16 protein-coding genes and 1 pseudogene are annotated in these 21531 nt (G+C 48.3%); 14 read left to right on the top strand and 3 right to left on the bottom strand.

Annotation, left to right across the window (positions count from 1 at the left end):
* Positions 1-12 precede the first annotated feature (12 nt).
* From ACWQXP_RS17530 to ACWQXP_RS17545, 4 genes are all read left to right on the top strand, one after another.
* A complete protein-coding gene (locus ACWQXP_RS17530; RefSeq protein ID WP_454064151.1) occupies positions 13-738 on the top strand; it encodes an ABC transporter ATP-binding protein in 726 nt (241 codons plus the stop codon).
* Entirely contained in the window at positions 738-1700 is a 963-nt protein-coding gene (locus tag ACWQXP_RS17535; protein WP_454064729.1) for an efflux RND transporter periplasmic adaptor subunit, read from the top strand. The genes ACWQXP_RS17530 and ACWQXP_RS17535 overlap by 1 nt, the downstream gene beginning before the upstream one ends.
* A complete protein-coding gene (locus ACWQXP_RS17540; RefSeq protein ID WP_454064152.1) occupies positions 1697-3223 on the top strand; it encodes an efflux transporter outer membrane subunit in 1527 nt (508 codons plus the stop codon). The genes ACWQXP_RS17535 and ACWQXP_RS17540 overlap by 4 nt, the downstream gene beginning before the upstream one ends.
* A 142-nt stretch (positions 3224-3365) precedes the next feature.
* Positions 3366-4217, top strand: coding sequence for a formylglycine-generating enzyme family protein (locus ACWQXP_RS17545; protein ID WP_454064153.1), 852 nt, complete (start codon positions 3366-3368; stop codon positions 4215-4217).
* A gap of 101 nt (positions 4218-4318) precedes the next feature.
* On the opposite strand, the pseudogene ACWQXP_RS17550 reads toward ACWQXP_RS17545, so the two are convergent.
* Together ACWQXP_RS17550 and ACWQXP_RS17555 are read right to left on the bottom strand one after the other, a co-directional pair.
* Positions 4319-4450 (bottom strand): annotated as a pseudogene (locus ACWQXP_RS17550) (transposase); the annotation flags it as partial.
* Positions 4451-4514: 64 nt separating this feature from the next.
* On the bottom strand, positions 4515-4808 hold the full coding sequence (locus ACWQXP_RS17555; protein ID WP_454064154.1) for a type II toxin-antitoxin system VapC family toxin: 294 nt from the start codon (positions 4806-4808) through the stop codon (positions 4515-4517).
* Between the two features lie 854 nt (positions 4809-5662).
* Between ACWQXP_RS17555 and ACWQXP_RS17560 the strand changes: the two genes are divergently transcribed.
* The 4 genes from ACWQXP_RS17560 to ACWQXP_RS17575 all read left to right on the top strand — a co-directional run bounded on the left by ACWQXP_RS17560 (position 5663) and on the right by ACWQXP_RS17575 (position 11209).
* A complete protein-coding gene (locus ACWQXP_RS17560) occupies positions 5663-6520 on the top strand; it encodes a hypothetical protein (RefSeq protein WP_454064155.1) in 858 nt (285 codons plus the stop codon).
* 20 nt (positions 6521-6540) lie between these two features.
* Positions 6541-8094, top strand: coding sequence for a toll/interleukin-1 receptor domain-containing protein (locus ACWQXP_RS17565; RefSeq protein WP_454064156.1), 1554 nt, complete (start codon positions 6541-6543; stop codon positions 8092-8094).
* A gap of 47 nt (positions 8095-8141) precedes the next feature.
* Positions 8142-9899 carry an SUMF1/EgtB/PvdO family nonheme iron enzyme gene (locus ACWQXP_RS17570; RefSeq protein ID WP_454064157.1) on the top strand — a complete coding sequence of 586 codons (1758 nt, stop codon included), beginning with the start codon at positions 8142-8144 and terminating at the stop codon, positions 9897-9899.
* Positions 9900-9961: 62 nt separating this feature from the next.
* A complete protein-coding gene (locus ACWQXP_RS17575; RefSeq protein ID WP_454064158.1) occupies positions 9962-11209 on the top strand; it encodes a trypsin-like peptidase domain-containing protein in 1248 nt (415 codons plus the stop codon).
* 65 nt (positions 11210-11274) lie between these two features.
* On the opposite strand, the gene ACWQXP_RS17580 is transcribed toward ACWQXP_RS17575, so the two are convergent.
* Positions 11275-11544, bottom strand: a complete 270-nt coding sequence (locus ACWQXP_RS17580) for a hypothetical protein (protein WP_454064159.1) — start codon at positions 11542-11544, stop codon at positions 11275-11277.
* Between the two features lie 627 nt (positions 11545-12171).
* Here ACWQXP_RS17580 and ACWQXP_RS17585 point away from each other — a divergent pair.
* The 6 genes from ACWQXP_RS17585 to ACWQXP_RS17610 all read left to right on the top strand — a co-directional run bounded on the left by ACWQXP_RS17585 (position 12172) and on the right by ACWQXP_RS17610 (position 21143).
* Positions 12172-12780: a DUF502 domain-containing protein gene (locus ACWQXP_RS17585; RefSeq protein WP_454064160.1), complete on the top strand. Its 609-nt coding sequence runs from the start codon at positions 12172-12174 to the stop codon at positions 12778-12780.
* 304 nt (positions 12781-13084) lie between these two features.
* Positions 13085-13720, top strand: coding sequence for a TetR/AcrR family transcriptional regulator (locus ACWQXP_RS17590; RefSeq protein WP_454064161.1), 636 nt, complete (start codon positions 13085-13087; stop codon positions 13718-13720).
* A 10-nt stretch (positions 13721-13730) separates the two neighbouring features.
* Complete coding sequence (locus ACWQXP_RS17595; protein WP_454064162.1) at positions 13731-14819, top strand: efflux RND transporter periplasmic adaptor subunit; 1089 nt, start codon at positions 13731-13733, stop codon at positions 14817-14819.
* A 3-nt stretch (positions 14820-14822) separates the two neighbouring features.
* Complete coding sequence (locus tag ACWQXP_RS17600) at positions 14823-18080, top strand: efflux RND transporter permease subunit (protein WP_454064163.1); 3258 nt, start codon at positions 14823-14825, stop codon at positions 18078-18080.
* 47 nt (positions 18081-18127) lie between these two features.
* On the top strand, positions 18128-19504 hold the full coding sequence (locus ACWQXP_RS17605) for a TolC family protein (protein ID WP_454064164.1): 1377 nt from the start codon (positions 18128-18130) through the stop codon (positions 19502-19504).
* Between the two features lie 37 nt (positions 19505-19541).
* On the top strand, positions 19542-21143 hold the full coding sequence (locus ACWQXP_RS17610; RefSeq protein WP_454064165.1) for a peptide chain release factor 3: 1602 nt from the start codon (positions 19542-19544) through the stop codon (positions 21141-21143).
* Positions 21144-21531: the final 388 nt, after the last annotated feature.

The following is a 21531-nucleotide window of genomic DNA, read 5'->3' on the forward strand; positions in this document are numbered from 1 at the left end:
ATGACTCAGACGATGATACACCCAACAGATGATGTTCAGGCAAGTCTCGTCAAGGCGAGAGGTTTGTGCAAGAGCTTCGGGGAAGGAAAGGCGCGAATCTCTGTTCTGAAAAGCGTGGATTTAGATGTGTTCATGGGAGAGGTCCTGTTGTTAGTTGGGCCGTCCGGAAGTGGAAAAACCACATTACTCTCAGTCATCGCCGGCATTCTTGATGCCGATGAAGGGGAGCTTTCTATCCTTGATCAATCAATCACAACCCTTTCGGCCAGAGCGAAAACCCAATTTCGTCGTGACTATTTAAGTTTCGTGTTTCAACAGTATAATTTATTACCCACATTAACCGCGGCGGAAAACGCTGCCGTGCCCTTGTTCATTCGTGGTGTATCAAAGAAGGAGGCACTCGATACCGCTGCGGAGATACTTGCGGAGCTGGGGATGTCTGAACGTATGCAGTCGTTGCCGGCCAAACTCTCTGGTGGTGAACAGCAGCGGGTGGCTATTGCTCGAGCTCTTGTTGGAGATCCGCGATTACTGCTCTGCGATGAGCCGACGGCAAGCTTAGATGGGGAGACGGGTCATAAGGTGGTTGAGCAGCTCCAGCGTATTGGCAGGCGTTCGGATCGTGCCGTTGTTATTGTGACACACGATTCACGAATTTTTGAATTTGGAGACCGCATCGTGCATATGGAAGATGGACAAATTCATCAAGTGCAACATGCCAATGGTGAAAAATCGTGATGATTTTCAAACGATTGAGTTTCTGGATCGCGGTCGGAGGGGTGATCTTGACGGTGACGACATTATGGGGAGGACGTGAAACACCTCCTGCGCCCCCACCATTAGAGGAGCCTCCACGAAATCCGTATTCGTCAACCGTTGCCGCATCGGGAATTATTGAAGCCGTGAATGAAAATGTCCGAATTGCTCCGCCCGTGTCCGGTCTGGTCACCAAAGTTCACGTCGAAGTGGGTGATCAAGTGAGGCAGAAAGAATCCTTATTCCAGCTGGATGATCGTGAGTTGCGTGCTCAACTTCAGACCCGGCAGGACTCGATTCCATCGACTGTTGCCCGCATTGATGAGCAGAAAATCCGCCTGAAGGATTTGATGGATCAATTAGGTCGGTTGCAGGCGGTAGAAGATCGCCGGGCTGTCAGCCAAGATGATATTCAACGAAAATGGCACGAGGTTGAAGGGGCGAAACGTGCACTTATTCGAGCCAAAGCTGATGTGCGCTTGGCAAGAACGCAGCGAGACGAAGCAAACATTCTGTTGGAACGACTGACCGTGCGTGCCCCTCGAGCCGGAACCATCCTACAAGTGAACATTCGGGCAGGTGAGTATGCCATGGTTGGAGCTCAAGATCCCTATATTCTTTTGGGCGATACCGAAAGCTTGCAGGTTCGGGCCGATATTGATGAAGTCAATGCTCCGTTAGTCAAACCACATAGTCCAGCCGTTGCGTATCTGAAAGGTTCGACAGAGCGGTCAATTCCTCTCCGATTTACTCGTATCGAGCCGTATATTGTACCAAAGCGCTCGCTCACAGGTGATAACCGGGAACGAGTCGATACGCGAGTCTTGCAAGTCATTTATCAATTCGAGAAGCCAGAGTTTCCGGTGTATGTGGGGCAACAAGTCGATGTCTTTATCGAACGCTCACAAGAGTCGAAGAACGAAACACAGAAAGCGCTGAAATGAATCCTTTCTTAAGCTATCTTCGCTTCACGCTTCACGCTTCACACTTCACGCTTTCCGCCTCACAAGTTCTCCTATGTTTCGTGATGCTTAGTGTGACTGGATGTCTCGTTGGTCCTGAGTACCAACAGCCGACAATCGATGTGCCGACTAACTGGGATTCCCTCACGCGTGAAAATGATGCTGAAAATTTGGCGACATCTTCTTCAGTTCCAGAAGCTAATTGGTGGGAGGCATTTCGAAATGATGAATTGTCTGGGCTGATCAATTTGGCATTGGAAAATAATCATAACATCCAAGACGCGAGCTTTCGAGTTTTGGAGGGCCGTGCTTTGACGACCGCTGCGGGTGCAGGACTTTATCCGCAAGTCAATGTGAATGGATCGTACAATCGAATCCGGCGTTCGGAAACCATCTTGGTGGCCCCTACCAGTGGGGCACCTGCAGGCTTTGCTCCGCCTGGTGCGAACTTTGATGTGTGGAGTGCCCTCCTTGATTTGCGCTGGGAGTTAGATTTATGGGGAAGGATTCGTCGAGGGTTAGAGGCCGTTGAAGCCGACGCTGAGGCATTGGAAATGGAACGCCAGGGCATTGTTCTTTCGCTCATCAGTGATGTGGGTGAGTCATATTTTCGACTATGCGAACTGGATGAACAGATTGAAATCTCACGGAAAAACCTTCTCCTTCGTCAAGATTCGTTGAATTTACTGAGAACGCGTGCTGATGCGGGATTAATTTCTGATCTTGACGTGAAGCGGGCAGAGATTCTCGTGGCCGAGAGTGCCGCACAAATTCCCGAACTGCATCGACTGCGCGCTGTTCAAGCCCATCATCTCGAAGTCTTAACCGGTTCTCATCCGAATTCACTAACTCTTGCACACAATCCGCTTCGGAATGTGTTAACCCAGCCAAGAATTCCAGTCGGACTGCCTTCCGACCTCCTGAAACGTCGTCCCGACATTGTTCAAGTTGAACGGTCTCTCATTGCTGCTAATGCAAGAATTGGGGAAGCTCGTGCGTATTTCTTCCCATCTCTGAGCATCACCGGAAACGGAGGGTTTCAAACGAGCGAGTTTGATCAATGGTTCAATTGGGCGAGCCGGTCAATGAGCATAGGGCCTTCCATCACGCTCCCTATTTTTCTTGGGAAAACCAATGTGGCGCGATTAGAAATTGCGGAAGTTCGTTATGAACAAATGTTGCAGCAGTATCACCAAACGATTCTAAATGCCTTTCGAGAAGTAGCCGATCTCCTTGTGGCCTTACAAACTCGGAGCGAACAACTGAAACACCAAGGCACCCAAGTGTCTGCGGCCAATGAAGCGCGTGAGCTTGCCGAGATTCGATATCGAAAAGGCCTCGTGACGTACCTTGATGTCCTCGATGCGCAACGAAGTGTATTGGGTGCAGAGCAGACATTAGTCGCAACAGAGCGCGCTCGTCTCACCGAGATGGTGGCTCTCTTCAAAGCCGTCGGCGGCGGATGGAATATCAGACCGATCATGGATAGAGAACGTGCTGAGTAATGCAGGCGAAATTTATCTTATGTAATGATGACCTCAGGAAGTTTTTTCCTGTCATGAATGCGATGAAATAGACATCATGCTGTTCTCCTTTCTCTTACTATTCAATCTTTTCTGTACCCCTTTCTTGGTATGGGCGGATCCCATGCATCTGGCCATATCCACCCAGGATGGGACTTCGACGGGCATGGTGCTTGTTCCGGCTGGCATGTTTGAGATGGGATCTCCAAATGCACGAGGGAGTGCCGATGAATATCCACAACATACGGTATCCTTGGATGCGTTTTACTTAGATATATACGAAGTGACGAACCGGCAGTTTAGAAAATTTGTTAAGACGAATGCCTATACAACGACGGCGGAGAATCAGGGAAAGGCTTGGGTTTATGTGGACGAAGAACGATGGACGGAAGTGCCCGGAGCTTGGTGGCGAAAGCCGGAAGGAGCGGAGAGTGTTTTTGCCTCACGAAGGGGAAGCCATCCGGTTGTAACAGTATCCTGGATAGATGCAAAGCGGTATTGTGAAGGAAACGGGAAACGCCTACCGACTGAAGCAGAATGGGAGTATGCCGCGCGTGCCGGTCTGACGAAGAATGTGTGGTGGGGAAAGCCGCAATCTGGGTTTCAGGGGGCTGGAAATGTGGCAGACACCACCCACAAAAGTGAATTCCCTAAACGACCTTGGCCGATTCTTGAGCAGTATGACGATCATTATGTCCGAACGGCACCTGTGGGTTCGTTTGAGCCGAATGCGTGGGGGCTGTACGACATGATTGGGAATGCATGGGAATGGGTGGCTGACTGGTATGCGGAAGGGTATTACGCTCAAAGTCCAGAGAAGAATCCTCAAGGACCGCCGAAGGGTCATTTCAAAGTTCTTCGAGGTGGTTCATGGGCCACGTCTCCAGAATTTCTTGGTACTGGAGTAAGAATCTTCAACCTTCCGTCAACACGGAATGCCGCGCACGGCGTGCGCTGTGCGAAAGATGTGGAATGACAATGCAATAAGGCAGCGCTAACTGCGGAATGATGAGTGCTTAAGAATAAGAGCGGATAAAGATGAAATGGTAATGGAAATTCGTGGTTTTAGCGTTGTTGCTTCGCGTTCCAGTTGTAATAGGTCGCATCGCTGATCCCATGCTCCCGACACAGGTCTTTGACCTTGATACCCGCATCGGCCTGTTTCAAGATGGCGACGATTTGTGTTTCGCTGAATCGACTCGTTTTCATGAGAACCTCCTGGGGTATTCTGCCAGAACGCTCTATTTTTGGTCTGTCCTTCTTTGGGGGAAGCTTACACAGTCACTTCCGAATTCAACTCCACAATATAGAATATAGCCATGTCCTGCTCCAAGGCCTCGAGTGCTCGATCGCGCTCTCGAATGGTCAACGTGCCCTCGCCTGCGCGCCGAGCTAATGCTGAAGCGACTTCAACTTTGGTGAACCGGCTGGTTGGGGAGTAACTTTCTAATGTCAAGGGCTCCATCTGTTGACTACCGGTTTCATAGACATAACGTTTAGCGAGTGCCCTAGCATTAAAATATCGCGTCACCGTCGATCCTGCCGATCTTCGAGGATTGTTAGACAATGATTTTCCTTTTATCCAAACGGGCTTAAACGGTTGTATGGAGCTCGAAGAGGTTCGAGAAATTTTTCCTGTGGCAACCACTTCACTCAGTCGCACTTCTTCTTTCGTGCCGTTCAAACGAAGCGGACGTAGTTCAGCAACTGATTATCCGCGCTCTGTGACTACGAACGTAGTGCCATTGAGGACTTGATGAATATAACTACTCAATCTCGTTTTTACTTCTCGAGCCCCAACAGTCTCTTTCATGACGAACCCTCCTGTAGTCATTGTGACCACAACTTAGGGTTTGTCAAGAATCCGTTATCCCTGACAAGCGATTCGTAGATTTGACGAAGAGCATCCGCCAGAACATAGTGCAGCATGATGGTGGGGAGCTATCAGTCAAGCCAAGAGGCCACTTTCTCAGCTTTTGCAACGAGTAGAAGCTGGAGAGAAAATCATTGTGATAAGAAACAAGGAATCAGTGGTAAAAATCGTACCGATTATAGAAATTCGGAAAGAACGGAGACTTGGAGGTGCCAAAGGGATTGTACAATACATTGCCGATGATTTTGACACTCCACTTTCTCTGAATTTGTAGGACCAGCATCGCCCGTTCACTCGGTTCAAATTCAGCCCTTCGCATTTCCACGTTTATCATTTTCTTATAGCCGCTTTTGTGAATCTTCCCAGTTGGATGTGGGTAATCACGTTGAGTTCATCAACTGATGAGCTGGCATGTATTATAGATTCGCTATAAGCCTCTAGATTCATTTGTTTAGACGCGGTAGACTGCGGCTATTGATTCAGACAGATTGAACAGAGCACAGATTTTATGAAATGATTGCTGTTCATGAAAAGGGAATCGGAGTGCTATGGATGCATCAACACATACTCGACAGGTTTCAAAAAGCTTCATTCTCTTAGATAGAACGAATGCAAGTGAGAAGGTTTGTCGTGCCTTCAAGATAAGAGAAGGTCAGTTCATCGTGATCATCATGTTGTGTACGGTTCTGACTCTCTTTAGTTTCAGCCACCTCTTAGCTCAGGTCGAACTCCAATATCAAAATCGCGGGAGTTGGTACGAGGGTATCAAGCCCAAACCGGTTTCCGGCTACGACATCGAATTAATTTCTGTTCTTGTTGATTATCAGGAAATGAATGAAGCATTTCCTGAAAAAGTCAAACTCCGGTTTTACTCTGAGCAAGAGGCAGACGTCTTTCTGACCGTGCGAGAGTTGGATTACCGACATTACTATTGGTTAGATCGTGTGACACTTGATATGACCTGGAAAGCCGGATCCTACAATGCGTTTGAGTGGGAGACGGGGACCGTGCTGCGACAACTCAGTGATTCATTCGGATTGTATGACCTTGGAGTCGTGGCACGGTTGGGTAAAGAAACTCCTTCAGCGACAGAACGAGTGCTTCCGGCCATTCTTTTTCATTCCCAACTCCCCAAGACCGTGAACGGCTACCGCTTTACGCTCAAAACCGGTGGGGATGCGAGACTGTTTTGTAAGATTTTTAAGGAGGGCGTCGACGAGCCTATTGATACTCAAGTGTATCGCCGAAAACGTGGCGGACGCCCGTTTACCATTACTTGGGATGCGTCGCAGGCAACGCCGGGAAACTATCGGTTGGTCATTACTGGATTTTTTCTCAACACGAACGCAGGCATTAAGGCTCAGACTATTCGATTTTATCATCAGCCTACGCCGCCTGTTCAGTAACCCTGCGTGAATTGTCATTGATGAGTGACATTTTCCTCAGTTACTCAAGTCAAGATCGTCCACAAGTGAAGACGCTTGCTCGCGCACTTGAATCCCAAGGCTTTTCCGTCTGGTGGGATCACCACATTTCTCCAGGAACAACCTGGGATAAAGTTATTGAAACGGCGTTGATCGAGGCCAAATGTGTCATCGTCGTCTGGACGAAGGCGTCAGTAGATTCAGACTGGGTGAGGAGTGAAGCCGCTGAGGGTCGAAAACGACAAAATCTGATCCCGGTTCTTTTCGAACCCGTTGACATTCCGTTGGCTTTTCGCCGAGTGCAAACGGTGTCGCTGACCGATTGGGAAGGGACAGAACCTCATGAAGGCTTTGCAATCTTGGTGCAAGGTATTGCGAGGATGTTGGGGCAACCGGAGAAAGCGGCTGCCGCTGCCGCTCTTGCTCCTCCCAAGAAGCGGAGTGTTGGAATTTTTTGGTTGCTGTTGCCGACCATTGTGGTTGTCGTGGTGGTTGTGGCCAGTATGAGCTGGCGAATTCCTACGTCCGTCCATGTTGATCTTATAACGAATCGCCTGACATTCACGATGAGCGAGGTGAAGGGAGCTCAGTATCTGACTGATGATCTCAAGCCGAAATGGATGACGCTGCAGCAGTTTTCCTCTATTCGTTTCGGTGCGAACATGTTCAGCGTCGCTGATCCTTCGAAATATGATATTGAGACTGACCGTTTTATGGAGAGTGCTTGGCGAGATCTCACGGGACTTGAGAACATGGTCACGCTGGTTAATCGTCAGTCGAATGATAGTGAAGTCACCTTCGAGACTGAGGGGCCGACATTCCCAACCATTGGGACGATCGATGCCGTGCGTGTGGTTCCCAATACCACGTTGGAAATGGCTGTCGGTGTTGGACAAGATGCCTCTCTGGCTATCCGCATTACAAGCCCCACAACCCAACTGACGTTTACGCCTAACGATGTGATGCAGCTTGTCTTGGATCACGTTACCATCGCAGGAGCACAACTTCCGGCATTTGCAGAAACAGAGGATTCGTTGAGTGCACGAGCGGCGTTACGAGCCAATGCCCCATCGTTTGAGATTGAGGGTGGAGACACCGGGGTACTGCTAATTTTGGGGTTTCCTGTGGAACGAGAAATTAAGCTCTTTTCAACAGGTACGATGCTCGTTCATGGATTAGATTTTTTGGAACAAGGGAAGAATGGTAATCCCGTAAGTCCTGAAAGTTTGCGTGGGACGATTAGCTATGATATCCAAGGCGATGAATTGAAGCCATTCGAATTGAGTGCGCCGGATTATTTGTCTTTTGATGACGAAGACGTGTTTGAAATAAAGACGATGAAATTTGATGGGGCTACCCAGACCATGCATGTACGCTTTGACGGAATAGCGCATACACTCAAAACCGGCACGGCCACGCGGCAAGTTGATCATCGAATCACCGCATTTGATTTTCTCACAGGACAGCCCTACATCTTGGCGTTGCTCGGCGTTGTTGTGTGGATGGTCCCTACCACGTTTGCTGGGTGGCGGCTGTTGAAAGGTGGTAAGCCATGAGGGCGCAATGTTCATGGAGGAGACGGCGAACTTGGAGGTTCATCGATGTGAATAAATTAAAACGTATGTCGATCGACCATACGCACAATTCTAAAGGAGTATTCCCACATCGAACTTGTGTCGTCGTAAGACTCGCTGTGATGGTTTTGTTGTTCATCGTTGCCGCCATGGGACAGGCGCTGGCTGATGACTTGGATGGGTTGAAAGATGGTGTTGTGAAGATTACGTCGACCCTGGATGGTCGAAGCCGTGTGGGGTCAGGAGTGATTGTGAAAACGGACGGAAAGGTTGCCTATATTGTGACAGTGTCGCATGTCATTGAAGGGGATCCGAGTCCGCAGATATCGTTTCACGGGAAACCCAATCGCAAGTATCCGGGTGAAATTATCGGACTCGATGCTCGGAATCCAAAAGGGTTGGCGGTGTTAATGGTGCAAGCTTCCTCTTTGCCTGATGGCATTCATCCTCTCGTCTTTGACCAGGCAATCGGATCACATGCGGGAGAAGACGTGACGTTGATCGGTTTCCCACGTCTTCCTCCAGTTCCCTGGGCTGTGACGCGCGGGATTGTGACGGGACAAGTTGGGCAGGACTTAATTCTTTCTGGAAAGGCGAGCGAAGGGAATTCCGGCGGACCGGTGATTCAAAACGATCGGGTGATTGGAGTGGTGAGTGAGGTGACTGATGGATATGTGTATGCTGTGCCGGTAGTGATTGCGAAAGTGGCATTACGTGGCTGGAATATTTCTTTGGATGAAGGGTCTGGGGTGCCTCACGCGGAACTGCCCGTAGCTGAATCAACGCCGGCCATTGCAGCCGAATCGTCTTCTCGCACGACAGACGCAAAAAAGGAAACAGGTCCCGGTCTTTCTCCTTCGATTGAAGAATCGCTCAAAGTTCAGCTTGATACAATTGATGCGAAGGATGGCGCTTCAATGGTCTTAATTCCAGGCGGACAGTTTATGATGGGCACCCGTCCTGATGATGTATGCGAGTGGGATTCGATCGTCAAGGTTGAATTTTGTGTCCAGGGAAGAAATGCGGATTATGCTCCTCGACATAAGATTACTCTCGATGAATTTTATTTAGATACTCTAGAAGTCACCGTCGAACGATTTGGACAATTTATCAAGGACACAGGGTATACGAGTACGGTTGAAACTCAAGGACGTCAAACAGCGCTTGTCGAGGACTCAACATTGTTTTTTGGAAAATCATGGGAATCTGATACGGTAAAGGGCGCGAATTGGCAGCGACCATTAGGGGAAACGCACGATACACCGGAAACGTTGCCCAACCTTCCCGTTGTGCAAATTTCATGGTTTGATGCCAAGCAATACTGCGAATGGGCGGGAAAACGTCTTCCAACGGAAGCGGAATGGGAGTATGCGGCACGGGCTGGAACAACCACGGAGCATTGGTGGGGTGATCAGGCGCCTCGTGAACTTGTTGGGAATCTTCCTGATACGACATTTAATACGGTGTTTGAGAAAGAGATAAATTTTGAGTCTTTTGATGATGGAGCAGCGCGGTTGGCGTTGGTTGGAACCGGCCGTGCGAACCCTTGGGGGCTTCACGATATGGCAGGTAATGTGTGGGAGTGGACGAATGATTGGTACGATCCAAGGTATTATCAGGAAAGCCTTCAACGAAATCCACCAGGGCCGGCCATGGGCGATGAGAAAGTCAAACGTGGCGGGTCTTGGTATGTCTATCAGGCGTTAAAAATCCGAGCGCACCAATCTCCAGATGACTCCGATGATCAAACCGGGTTTCGTTGTGCTCGAGACGCAAAAAAGCCATGATGAATGGTAAGACGATTTTGAGATATGGTGAGCTAAATTTCGGACTGAGGATATGGTGAGTCATGTGGTTGCGATTCAATAGTTTACTGTTTTGTCTGGTCGTTGCCTTTCCAACGATTGTACATGCCCTGGCCTTTGAGCCTCTCAAGGCTGGTGTGGTAAATATCATGTCGGAGTTCGAAAGTGGAAAACGAAAGGTTGGCACGGGCTTCATCATCCGTCATGCTGACAACGAAGCCTATATCATTACCGCATCACATGTGATTGAAGATGCGAATGGCCCTCGTCCCAAGATGAACGTGACCTTTTATCCTGATAAATTACGGACCTTTTCGGCCGAGATTAAAGCCATGCAGTCAATTGTCGACAATCCACGCGGGTTAGCTGTGTTGAGAGTGACAGGTCAATTGCCAGAAGGTATTGAGACGTTGAAATGGGGAACCAGTGATGCGTTGAATGGGGGAGAGTCCGTTGATTTTATCGGGTTTCCTCGATTTGTTGATACACCGTGGGCGGTCACCAACGGGCGGGTTTCAGGATGGAAAGGCGAGTATTTGACGTTGTCAGGGACGATTGACGAAGGGAACTCTGGAGGTCCTATTTTTCTAAATGGGCAGGTGGTTGGCGTGGTGATGGAGAATCAGGGAGCCTTTAGTTATGGCGTACCCGCGTCCCGCGTTGGCCGCTTGGCGAAAAACTGGGGCATTCTCTCGCGTTGGCCTCCAGTGAATACTGAGGTGGATTCTCTGGCCAAGACTCCCTCATCCTCTAAACAAGCCGAGCAGGTGTCGCTCACGATCCACAGCTCTCCTGCCAATGCCGATGTATTGATTGATGATGTGGTGGTGGGCAAAACTTCAAAAGGGTCATTGACACTGAAGAATCTTGATGCAGATGAATATGAAATTACGGTGCGCAAAGATGGGTTCACTTCATGGAGGAAAAACATCGAGGTGCATGCTGGAGAATCGCGTTCATTACGGGCGACACTTGAAAAAAGCGGTAACCTGAATATTTCAGGCACGTGGCGTACCCCTGCAGACCTGACACTCTCCTATATTTTTGAGCAAAACGGTGATCATATAGTCATGAAAGAAGTCACGACCAATTTGTATGGATCGTCTATTACGGCGCAAGGCGAGGGGCAGATCAGCGGAAATGTCTTAAATATTTTTTATTCAACGATTCTCGGCACGAACGGCCGATCCCAGGCCGTTGTGGCTGCGGATGGAAAGTCAATGCAAGGTTCGTATCAAGACCTGTCGACTGGACTCACGCTTGCGATTTCGTTAGTGAGGGCATCAGAGTAATCGCCCTCATCGTTTCGATCGGTGATTTTCCTCTTGAATGAAAAATTTTTCTTGAGCAGGGGTGGTTATGCTGTGCCGGCGGTCCGTTCTTCAGTTTGATTCAATACTTCCGAGAATCGTGTTCCAACAATCGTTGTGACTTTTCCCATGATTTCAGTGAGCTCTTTCCACTCTTCTGGTTTCAGCTCATCTTTTAGATTGGGATGAAGACCCCATTTCGTGCTGACTTTTTGTCCATCACGTTGAACAACGACATTTAATATTTCAGTCTCCGCTGAGGGATCATTAGAAGATTGTGATGATGCTTGCCCAGGACTTGCTCCACTCATTGCCATAATCATTTTCCTTCTTTTTTTTAGGTATATAGCGAATCCATTAATTTCCAGTTTATGAGAAAAGGCAGCCTAGACGACGATTGTTGCATACCTCTCGCAGCATAAAAGGTGCTTACCATTGTGAGACCTGTTTGCCTCTTAAGTGTTCATTATAGATCGTCTAGACGACGATTGTTGTATACCTCTCGCAGGGTTAAAGTGGGTGTCAATGGTGAGACCTGCTTGCCTCTAAAGTGTTCATTATAGGTCGCCTAGACAGCGTAATACTGCGCCTCAAAAATCGAAGTTATTTGGAACGGCTATATTCGTATCCGCGTGCGTGCCTCACACCCGTATTGTATCCCATCACTTCCCTCGCTGTAACCCTGGTCAATTACGTATGGAGAGAGGTTGTTGTACGGCTTGTATCGGCTAGAATCGTTCGGTAGAGTCTACGAACGTGAGAGGCGTACGCCTATAGCCGTTTCAATTAACCTCCGCATGTTTGAAGTGAATAATTGCGCGAGGTTAATTAATATGCCTCAGCTAGAACTTATTTGGGTTCGCCACAGTTGCTTCAGAGATCCATCTCTATCGGATTCACGAATGTTCTCAGATTTACCTTTTATGTGTGGAGGGTGAAGACTCATGAAATGGGATAGACCAGCGTTTTGGAAAAATATCACGATGAACGATTTAGCCAGGAATTTCTTTGAAGGCCTACTCATTTTAGTCCCCGTTGTCGTGACCATATCAGTCGCATTTTTTGTGTTCGAGACCATCGATGGATGGCTGAATATTCCAGTGCCGGGAGTCGGATTTTTGGTCACAATTGGCCTCATAGCCTTAACCGGTCGATTTGCCTCGAATGTCTTTGTGCAAAAGGTATTTGATTTTGTTGAGCAAATGCTTACGAAAGCCCCATTTGTGAAACTGCTCTATACGTCCATCAAGGATCTCATTGCCGCGTTTATGGGAGAAAAACGGAGGTTCGATCAACCCGTGATTGTGACACTCACTCCCGATGGTCATGCGGAGGCCGTGGGTTTTGTCACGCGTAGCAATATGGAGTTTTTGGGGCTTTTTGATCATGTGGCCGTGTATTTCCCGCAGTCCTATAATTTTGCGGGAAATCTTTTGGTATTTCCCAAGGATCAGGTTCGTCCCCTAGAGGCTGACAGTTCCGATGTCATGGCGTTTATTGTCTCCGGGGGTGTCTCAGGAGGCCCACAAATGGAAGGGATGCCTTCTGCGTAAATTCAGTTGAGGCGTTGGTGGGCCAGATTAGGAATACTCATAATGGTCAGTTTTTCTGTCTTTTGACGTCATCGTGCGCGGTTTCAATTCTTTGTGTCCAAGCCATCTTATTTTTGCTTGTTCATGATTTAATTTTACTTCTCACTTTTCAGGTGCCTGAACATCCTCGTCGTCTACCAGATATAGTGTGTCTCTAGTTTTGGCTCAAGTGACCTGGACTCTTCTGCCGATTCTATGTATGTGAATACTCATTCTATATTGTAGAATATAGAATCATAGCTTAGAATAATTATTCAGATACAATATGATGGATCAACGCTCACAACGGAAACAGCGTGAAGTCGAGGCGCGTCGGGATGAGATTCTCTGCGCGGCTGAACGTTTGTTTTCTAAGCATGGATTTTTTAAGACGAGTATGGTCGAAATTGCCGGCGCGGCACAGTTTGCCATGGGAACCGTCTATCGAATTTTCAAAAGCAAAGAGGAAATCTATATTTCACTGATGGAAGCCAAAAGTGAAGAATTATTTCAGTTGCTTGAAGAGCAGATGGCTCAAGCCGACACGGCTCTCGAGAAAATTCGTGCGGTCATTCAGGTGAAATTGGCTTTTGCTGATCGGAATAGAGACTTTTTTCGTATCTATGTTTCAGAATGGAGTGGGTTTGAGTGGACCGTGAAAAGTGCGTTCGGCAATCGAATTTGGAAATGCTATTTGTCGCAAATTACCCTAGTCGCCGATGTCGTGCGCGAGGGAATTCGTCGGGGCGAGTTGCAACGTGTTGATCCTGAAGCTGTTTCATTAGCCTTTCATGGTATGCTGAATTCGACGATGTATGTATGGGTTTTACAATCGAATCCGAGTGAATCGCTTGAAAGTAAAGGGAAAATACTCGGAAATTTATTTCTCAATGGGATTGAGAAACCCATTAAAAAAAAGTGAGTCTACGCCCTTGAGCTTGCAGATACGACAACTGATAATTCCCTTCCTCGCGATGGTGATGTTGGCCGGTTGTAGCGAACAGCAGGCTGCTCAACCGCCTCAAGGTCGTCCACCCTCTCCTGTTCGAGTTGCGACAGCGATGATGCAAGAAGTTCAGCGATCGGTGTCTTTGGTTGGTTCCGTGAAACCGTGGCGTCGTAGCGTGGTTGCTAGTGAAGTCGCTGGCTTGGTGCAAGTGTTCCCGGTAAAAGAAGGGATGGCGGTGAAACGAGGGCAGGTTCTTGCTCGACTTCGGACCGATACCTTGACTATTCGACTGCACTCAGCGGAGGCTTCTCATCATGAAGCCCGTACACGCTACCAACAGGCGAAAAAAGATCTTCGACGCGTGAATGTGTTGTTTAAAAAGGAGTTGGTGACACAAAAAGAATATGATGATGCGATTACCGAAGAAAGTGCATTGGGACAGCGATTAATTCAGTTGAAATCAGAAATTCAGCAAGTCCGTGATCAATTACAGAAGTCGCGTATCCTTGCACCATTCGACGGATGGATCACGCAAGAGTTTACAGAAGTCGGACAGTGGGTCTCCGCAGGAGGGCAAGTTGTCGAAATTGTCGATATGTCTCGTGTGCAACTCGAAGTGCCACTCCCTGAGCGATATATTAAAGACATCCGCGTGAATGACCCTGTTTCCGCCGTCTTTGATGGCTTGCCTGATCTCCAAGCAAAAGGGCGGGTGTTTTCGGTTGTCGCGCAAGCCGATCAGGCGTCTCGGACCTTTCCGATTAACGTGGAATTGCCCAATCCAGATTTATCTATCAAAAGCGGAATGGTTTCTCGGGTGACCTTACAGGTTGGGGCGCCCTATGACGCGCTCGTTATACCCAAAGATGCGCTCGTGTTACGAGGAGGACGAGAGTTTATCTATCTTGTCAAGGAAGGTCAGGTATCGCAGATTCCTGTGAATCCTGTACTTCATTTGAACGAAGTCGTTCAAGTGACTGGCGATCTTGAGCCTGGCGCGACGGTGGTCGTGGAAGGGAATGAGCGACTACTTCCCGGTCAATCCGTACGAATTTTGGAGGCTGAAGGCTAACTGATGCCGTTAGTGCAATTTGCGATTCGTAATCCTGTGACCACGACGGTGGGTGTGTTGCTCGTTGTCCTATTTGGGGTTGTGGCACTCTATCAGTTGCCGGTGCAATTGACTCCTGATGTCAGTAAGACGGAAATCACGATTGATACCACTTGGCAAGGAGCGAGCCCCAATGAAGTCGAACGCGAGATTATTGATGAGCAAGAGGAGCAGCTGAAGGGAGTTGAACGCTTAGAAAAAATGTTTTCTGAGAGTTCCAATGGAAGTGGCAAGGTGATCTTGCGGTTTCCGGCAGGAACCAACATTGATAGTTCACTCTTGCGTGCCTCGAATCGTCTCAATCAGGTCAAAGAATATCCGTTTGAAGTTGATGAGCCTGTCATTAGCAGTGCCGATACGGCAGGAGCGGCCATTGGGTGGTTTATCTTCCAGACAGAAGAAGGAAACCCAGTCAATATCGATACAATGCGAGACTTTGCAGAAGATATTATAAAAGCTCGCTTTGAACGAATTCCCGGAGTCGCCTCTTCGAATGTGTTTGGTGGACGGGAACGTGAAGTGCAAGTACTCGTTGATCCGCATAAACTGGCCGCTCGTTCATTAACGATGATGGACTTGTCTCAAGCCTTAGACGCAGAAAATCGTGACTTTAGTGCAGGTGATTTTGATGAAGGCAAACGCACCTACGTGGTTCGGACCGTCGGTGAATATCAGAGTCCTGAAGACATCGAAGATGTCATTATTGCCAGAAGAAGCGGTCGACCAGTCTATGTGCGAGATGTTGCGACGGCTCGAGTTGATTATAAGGATGCCACTCATGTTGTTCGCCAATCAGGAAGGCCATGTATTGCGGTTAACACCATCGGCGAAACGGGAGCGAATGTCCTTGATACCATGTCTGGTCTTCGCCAGGCCGTCAAGGATCTGAATGAAGAATTATTGAAACCACGGGGCTTAAAGCTGTATCAGGTCTATGATGAAACGGACTATATCTACAGTTCGCTTGATCTCGTTAAGCAAAATTTGGTGGTCGGGAGCCTATTGGCCATCACGGTGTTATTTTTATTTCTTCGCACCGGCAGTACGACGTTGGTCATTGGGTTGGCTATTCCTATTAGCATTATGGGGACCTTTATCACACTGTGGTTATTGGACAGGAACCTGAATGTGATTAGTCTTGCCGGTATGACGTTTGCGGCAGGCATGTTAGTCGACAATTCTATTGTGGTGCTTGAGAATATCTATCGACATCGAGAAATGGGGAAGGCGCTATTTCGTGCAGCATATGACGGGACGGTCGAAGTCTGGGGCGCGGTTCTCGCCAGTACGTTAACTACGATTGCGGTGTTTATTCCCATTGTGTTTGTCCAAGAGCAAGCCGGAGAATTATTTCAGGACATTGCGATTGCCATTAGCGCAGGGGTTGGTCTGAGTCTCCTGGTTTCGATCAGTGTCATCCCAAGTCTTTCAGCTCGGATCCTGACAACCATTGGACAGAAAGATTCTGAGTCGACAAGGCCACGGTCGTCTGTTCAGCGAGGCGTGAACCGTGTGTTAGAGAAAAGTGATCAGCTCATCCAACGATTGGGGTTCAGTTCTGAGCGGGTGGCGAATTTTGTCTATTGGCTGTGTTGTGATCGAAGAAGACGGATTGTGACGGTCGTCGGGTTGATGATGTTCGCCCTTGGATTAACATTTGCGTTTCTTCCACGTGCGGAATATCTTCCGAATGGAAATCGAAATTTGATCCTTGGGATTCTTTTACCACCGCCAGGCTATAACACTGAAGAGTTTTTGAAAATGGGTAAGACCATTGAAGCCGTGTTGCAGCCTTATTGGGATGTAGTGCCCGGTACGCCGGAAGATGCGGCACTCGATGGTCCGAGCATTAAAAACTTTTTCTATGTGGCGACGGGACGGTCCGTGTTTATGGGTGGACGCACCAACCAAGATGACCGCGTGACAGAACTCATTCCGCTTTTTCGTCGAGCCACCGCCGACTTGCCCGGTGTCATTAGCATTGTGACGCAACGAAACCTCTTTCAACGAGGGTTAGGAGAAGGACGAAATATCGATATTGAAATTACTGGACCGGAAATGAACACATTGTTGGCCTTAGGTGGGCAGGTTTTTGGACAAGCGAAACAATTACTTCCAAGCGCTCAAATTCGCCCTATCCCGAGTTTGGATTTGGGAAGCCCCGAAGTACATGTTCGGGTGAAGCGTGAGCGAGCTGCGGATGTCCAAATGACGAATCGTGAGCTAGGTTTTACCGTCAATGCCTTGGTTGATGGCGCGAAATCGAGTGATTACCAATTTGAGGGCGATGAGATAGATCTGACGGTGCGCGGAGAAGATCAGTATGCGAATCGTACGCAAAATCTCGAATCGATTCCCATCTATACGCGAGGAGGAAAGTTGACGACGTTGGGGGCCATTGCAGATATTGATTTTGTTTCCGGTCCGGAACAGATTAACCATATCGAGCGAGAACGATCGATTGTTGTCCAGGTGATCCCTCCTTCAGAAATGCCATTGGAAACGGCCATGTCTTTGATCCGTGATGAAATTCTTCTACCGCTCAACAATAGTGGGCAATTAGGTCGACTGTATAATATTCATCTATCGGGAACGGCCGATGATTTGACGAAAACCTATAATGCTCTGAAGTGGAATTTTTTATTGGCCTTGGTGATTACCTATTTACTTATGGCGGCACTGTTTGAAAGTTTTCTTTATCCCTTTGTGATTATTTTCAGCGTTCCGTTGGCCGCTGCCGGTGGCTTTGTTGGACTATTCTTAGTGAACCTCTTTGTGACGTATCAACCACTTGATGTCCTGACAATGCTTGGCTTTATTATTTTGATTGGCGTCGTGGTCAATAATGCTATTCTTGTGGTCCATCAAACGTTAAACTTCATGAAACAACATGATCGAGAATCTCATGAACAGTCTGAGCATGAACCGATCCACGCATTATCACTGCATGAAGCTATTCGAGAATCCGTGCGATCTCGTGTTCGTCCCATTATGATGAGTATGCTCACGACGACGTTTGGGTTACTTCCTCTAGTGATGTCGTCTGGAGCCGGCTCAGAACTCTATCGAGGTATTGGCAGCGTGGTGCTAGGCGGCTTGGTGATGTCGACGATGTTTACGCTTCTGGTGGTACCGGCATTATTTAGTATCGTGATGGAATGGAAGCAAAAGCGGGAGCAGCAAGTTAAGGCGCAGCTTTTTCCTGAAGCGAGCAAGGTCTAAACACGTCACTTGTATACTGTCGATTACAAATCCAAAGAGAATTCTCTATGAATAAGGATGCGTGCGGTCATCGTCAAAAACAAGGTGGCGTATGGACGTGTTGGAGCATGGTGTTGGTCTTGGGACTACTGTGGGGAGGGGGAAGTGAGATATTTGCAGCTTCGGAGAAACCCCCAACAGTCCTTTCCGACGACCAAGGCCCGATGCTTCGACTGAGCCTACGAGATGCGATGCAAGCCTCCGTCGATCAAAATCCGACGGTTCAATTATTTAAAGAACAGGTGACACAAGCCGAACATGTGGCTGATACACGGTTAGGTGCATTGCTTCCAAATATTTCTGGTCGCTTGAGTGGTGCGCGGCGACGATTTTTCTTTGGATCTTTTGGTGGGAGCCCATCAGTCTCGAGACCAATTGATTTCTATGAAGCCCGAGCAGCGTTGACGCAAAGTATTTTTAGTCTGAGTTTAATTCAACGCTGGCGTGCCGCTCGTACAGGTATCGAAGTGGCCAATTTAGATTCTGAAGTGAGTGAACGAGATACAATGGCGACTGCAGGGTTAGTGTATCTTGAGGCGTTACGAGCACAAAAAGCTGTGCAGGCAAGACAGGCTGACGTCAAACTGAACATAGAACTCCTTAGACTGGCTACCGAAAGAAAGTCTGCAGGAATGGCCACAAGTTTGGATGTCACACGGGCGCGTGTCCAATTGGAAAACGAACGGCAACGACTTCTTGTGGCTCGTAATGATTATAATCGTGCAAGGCTCAATCTCATTCGAGCGATTGGACTTTCATTTGATGTGGAGCTTGTTCTCACAGATGAGTTGGAATTGATTCCAGTCCCGAAACAGAGCGCCAAAGAAGCGTTGCTTGTTGCACGAGAAAATCGAATTGAACTCCTTGCGCAAAAGCGTCGAGAGCGGCTGGCATCGCTGACTCTCAGTTCGGTCGTGAGTGAACGGATTCCCAATCTCGAGGCTTCTGGCGATGTTGGTCTTATTGGAACACAAGTTCCGGACGCGCTGACAACGAATAATGTGCAGGTTTTACTGACTGTGCCCATTTTTGATGGTGGACAGCGAGAAGGCCGGATCTCTGAAAATCGGAGTCTCGTTCGTCAAGAATCAATTCGAACGCAAGATCTTAACTATCAGGTGACCTTAGAGGTGCGTGATGCCTTGTTGACCATTGAGTCTGCGCAACAACAAGTCGAGGTGGCGCAACTGGGACTGAAGTTATCCCTGAAGGAACTCGATCTGGCCCGTGAACGTTTCGCGGTGGGTGTAGCGACGAATATTGAAGTCACCAACGCTCAAACATCTGTCGCTCAAGCTCGTGACAATCTCATTGAAGGGTTGTTTACGTTCAATGCGGCTCGCGTGAATTTAGCTCGAGCGCAAGGGCGTTTACACGCGTTGTAGTCCATTCTTTATATATTTTTCTTCCAAGGTATCCATCATGTCGACTCCTCAGATTAAACAAGAAATTCGTGTGGCCGCGAGAAAACGACGAACCTTTGCCATTATTAGTCATCCAGATGCCGGAAAGACCACACTGACTGAAAAACTTCTGCTCTATTCCGGTATGCTTCGAACCGCTGGAATGGTCGGGGCGAGAAAAAGTGGTAAGTTGGCGGCCTCGGATTGGATGGAGATGGAACAGGAGCGTGGCATTTCCATTACGGCATCTGCTATGCAGTTCCCTTATAAAGAGACCATTATTAATGTTCTCGACACACCAGGTCATCAAGATTTTTGCGAAGATACCTATCGAACGCTCACGGCTGCTGATAGCGCGATCATGGTCATTGATGCGGCAAAAGGTGTAGAAACTCAAACTCGAAAGTTGTTTGAAGTATGCCGACTACGAAAGATTCCCGTTTTGACGTTTATCAATAAAATGGATTTGCCCGGACGTCCTCCGTTGGATTTGTTGTCTGAAGTTGAAGACGTGTTAGGCATTCATGCCAGTGCAATGAATTGGCCGGTCGGATCGGGTAGCGAATTTTTAGGAGTGGTCGAACGGGAAAAACGACGACTGTTGCAATATACAAAAACGGCATCGGCTGGTGCAGCCAAACCGATTGTCACCGAGATTGGCTTAGACGAGCCTGGGTATGTTGAGCATGTTCCTCAACACCTTCGAGAGCAACTTGAACATGACCTTGAACTCTTGGATGTCGCGGGAAATCCGTTTTCGCGCGAGGCGTTTCAAGCAGGCAACGTGACTCCCGCTTTTTTTGGGTCAGCATTAACCAACTTTGGTGTTGAGGTGTTCTTTGATGCGTTTGTCGACTTTGCACCGTCAGCTGAAGCTCGTTCGGCTGATGCCAATGACGGAACAGAAATTATTGTCGATCCGGTGGAAATGCCGTTTAGTGCCTATGTCTTTAAACTGCAAGCCAATATGAACCCTCGACATCGTGACAGCACGGCGTTCCTTCGAGTCTGTTCGGGAAGATTTGAGCGTGATATGGTGGTGAAGCATCATCGTGTTAAAAACGATGTCCGTCTCTCTCGGCCCCATAGCATGGTGGCAAAAGATCGGAATACCTTAGATGTTGCGTATCCTGGCGATGTGATTGGTATCATCAATCCTGGGGTCTTTCAGATAGGCGATACGATTTCACTCACCGATGGATTTAACTATAAACCGCTCCCGCAATTTCAATCAGAAGTTTTTGCCCGCGTTCGACCGACGGATACCACCAAACGAAAAGCCTTTGATAAAGGTATCGAACAATTGGCGTTGGAAGGGGCGATTCAAATCTTTAAAAGCTTAGATGGCCTTGAGTTCTTTGTGGGAGCTGTTGGGAAACTTCAGTTCGATGTCTTGGTGTTTCGCTTACGGAGTGAATATCGAGTGGAGACACAATTGGAGGTCTTGGCTTACGAGTCCAGCGCATGGCTTGAGGGGGATGTCAAAACCTTTAAGGCTCCGTCGGATGCCTTAGTTGTGACTGATCAACGAGAACGTCCTGTCGTTCTCTTTCGGTCGCCTTGGTCAAAGAACTTTGCCAGTGAGCGCAACCCAGATCATCGTCTTCTCGAAATGGGCTGACCTCGTTAATTGCGCGGGCAAAAGTGTGAAGCTATGTAGGTTGCTCGTGATTGGATTCTTGAGGTGTCGTTTAGGCGCAGGATGTTATGGAAATTCCATCGGAGAATCGATGAATGAGAATGGCAATCCGTGTGATAGGTATGAATGTCCAAACGGTCCCCAAGTAACTCGATGTGACCTGAGCCTTAGCTACCTGTAATTAAGACTCGAGAGGCCGCCCGAGGTCGAAGTGGATTGCCTAGACAGGCTTAGCGGGTGATATGCCCCTACCGTAGCTAAGGCTACCTGTCATTAAGGCTCGAGAGGCCGCCCGAGGTCGAAGTGGATTGCCTAGACAGGCTTAGCGGATGATATGTACCTACCGTAGCTAAGGCTACCTGTCATTAAG

The sequence above is a fragment of the Candidatus Nitrospira salsa genome (genome assembly GCF_965152625.1).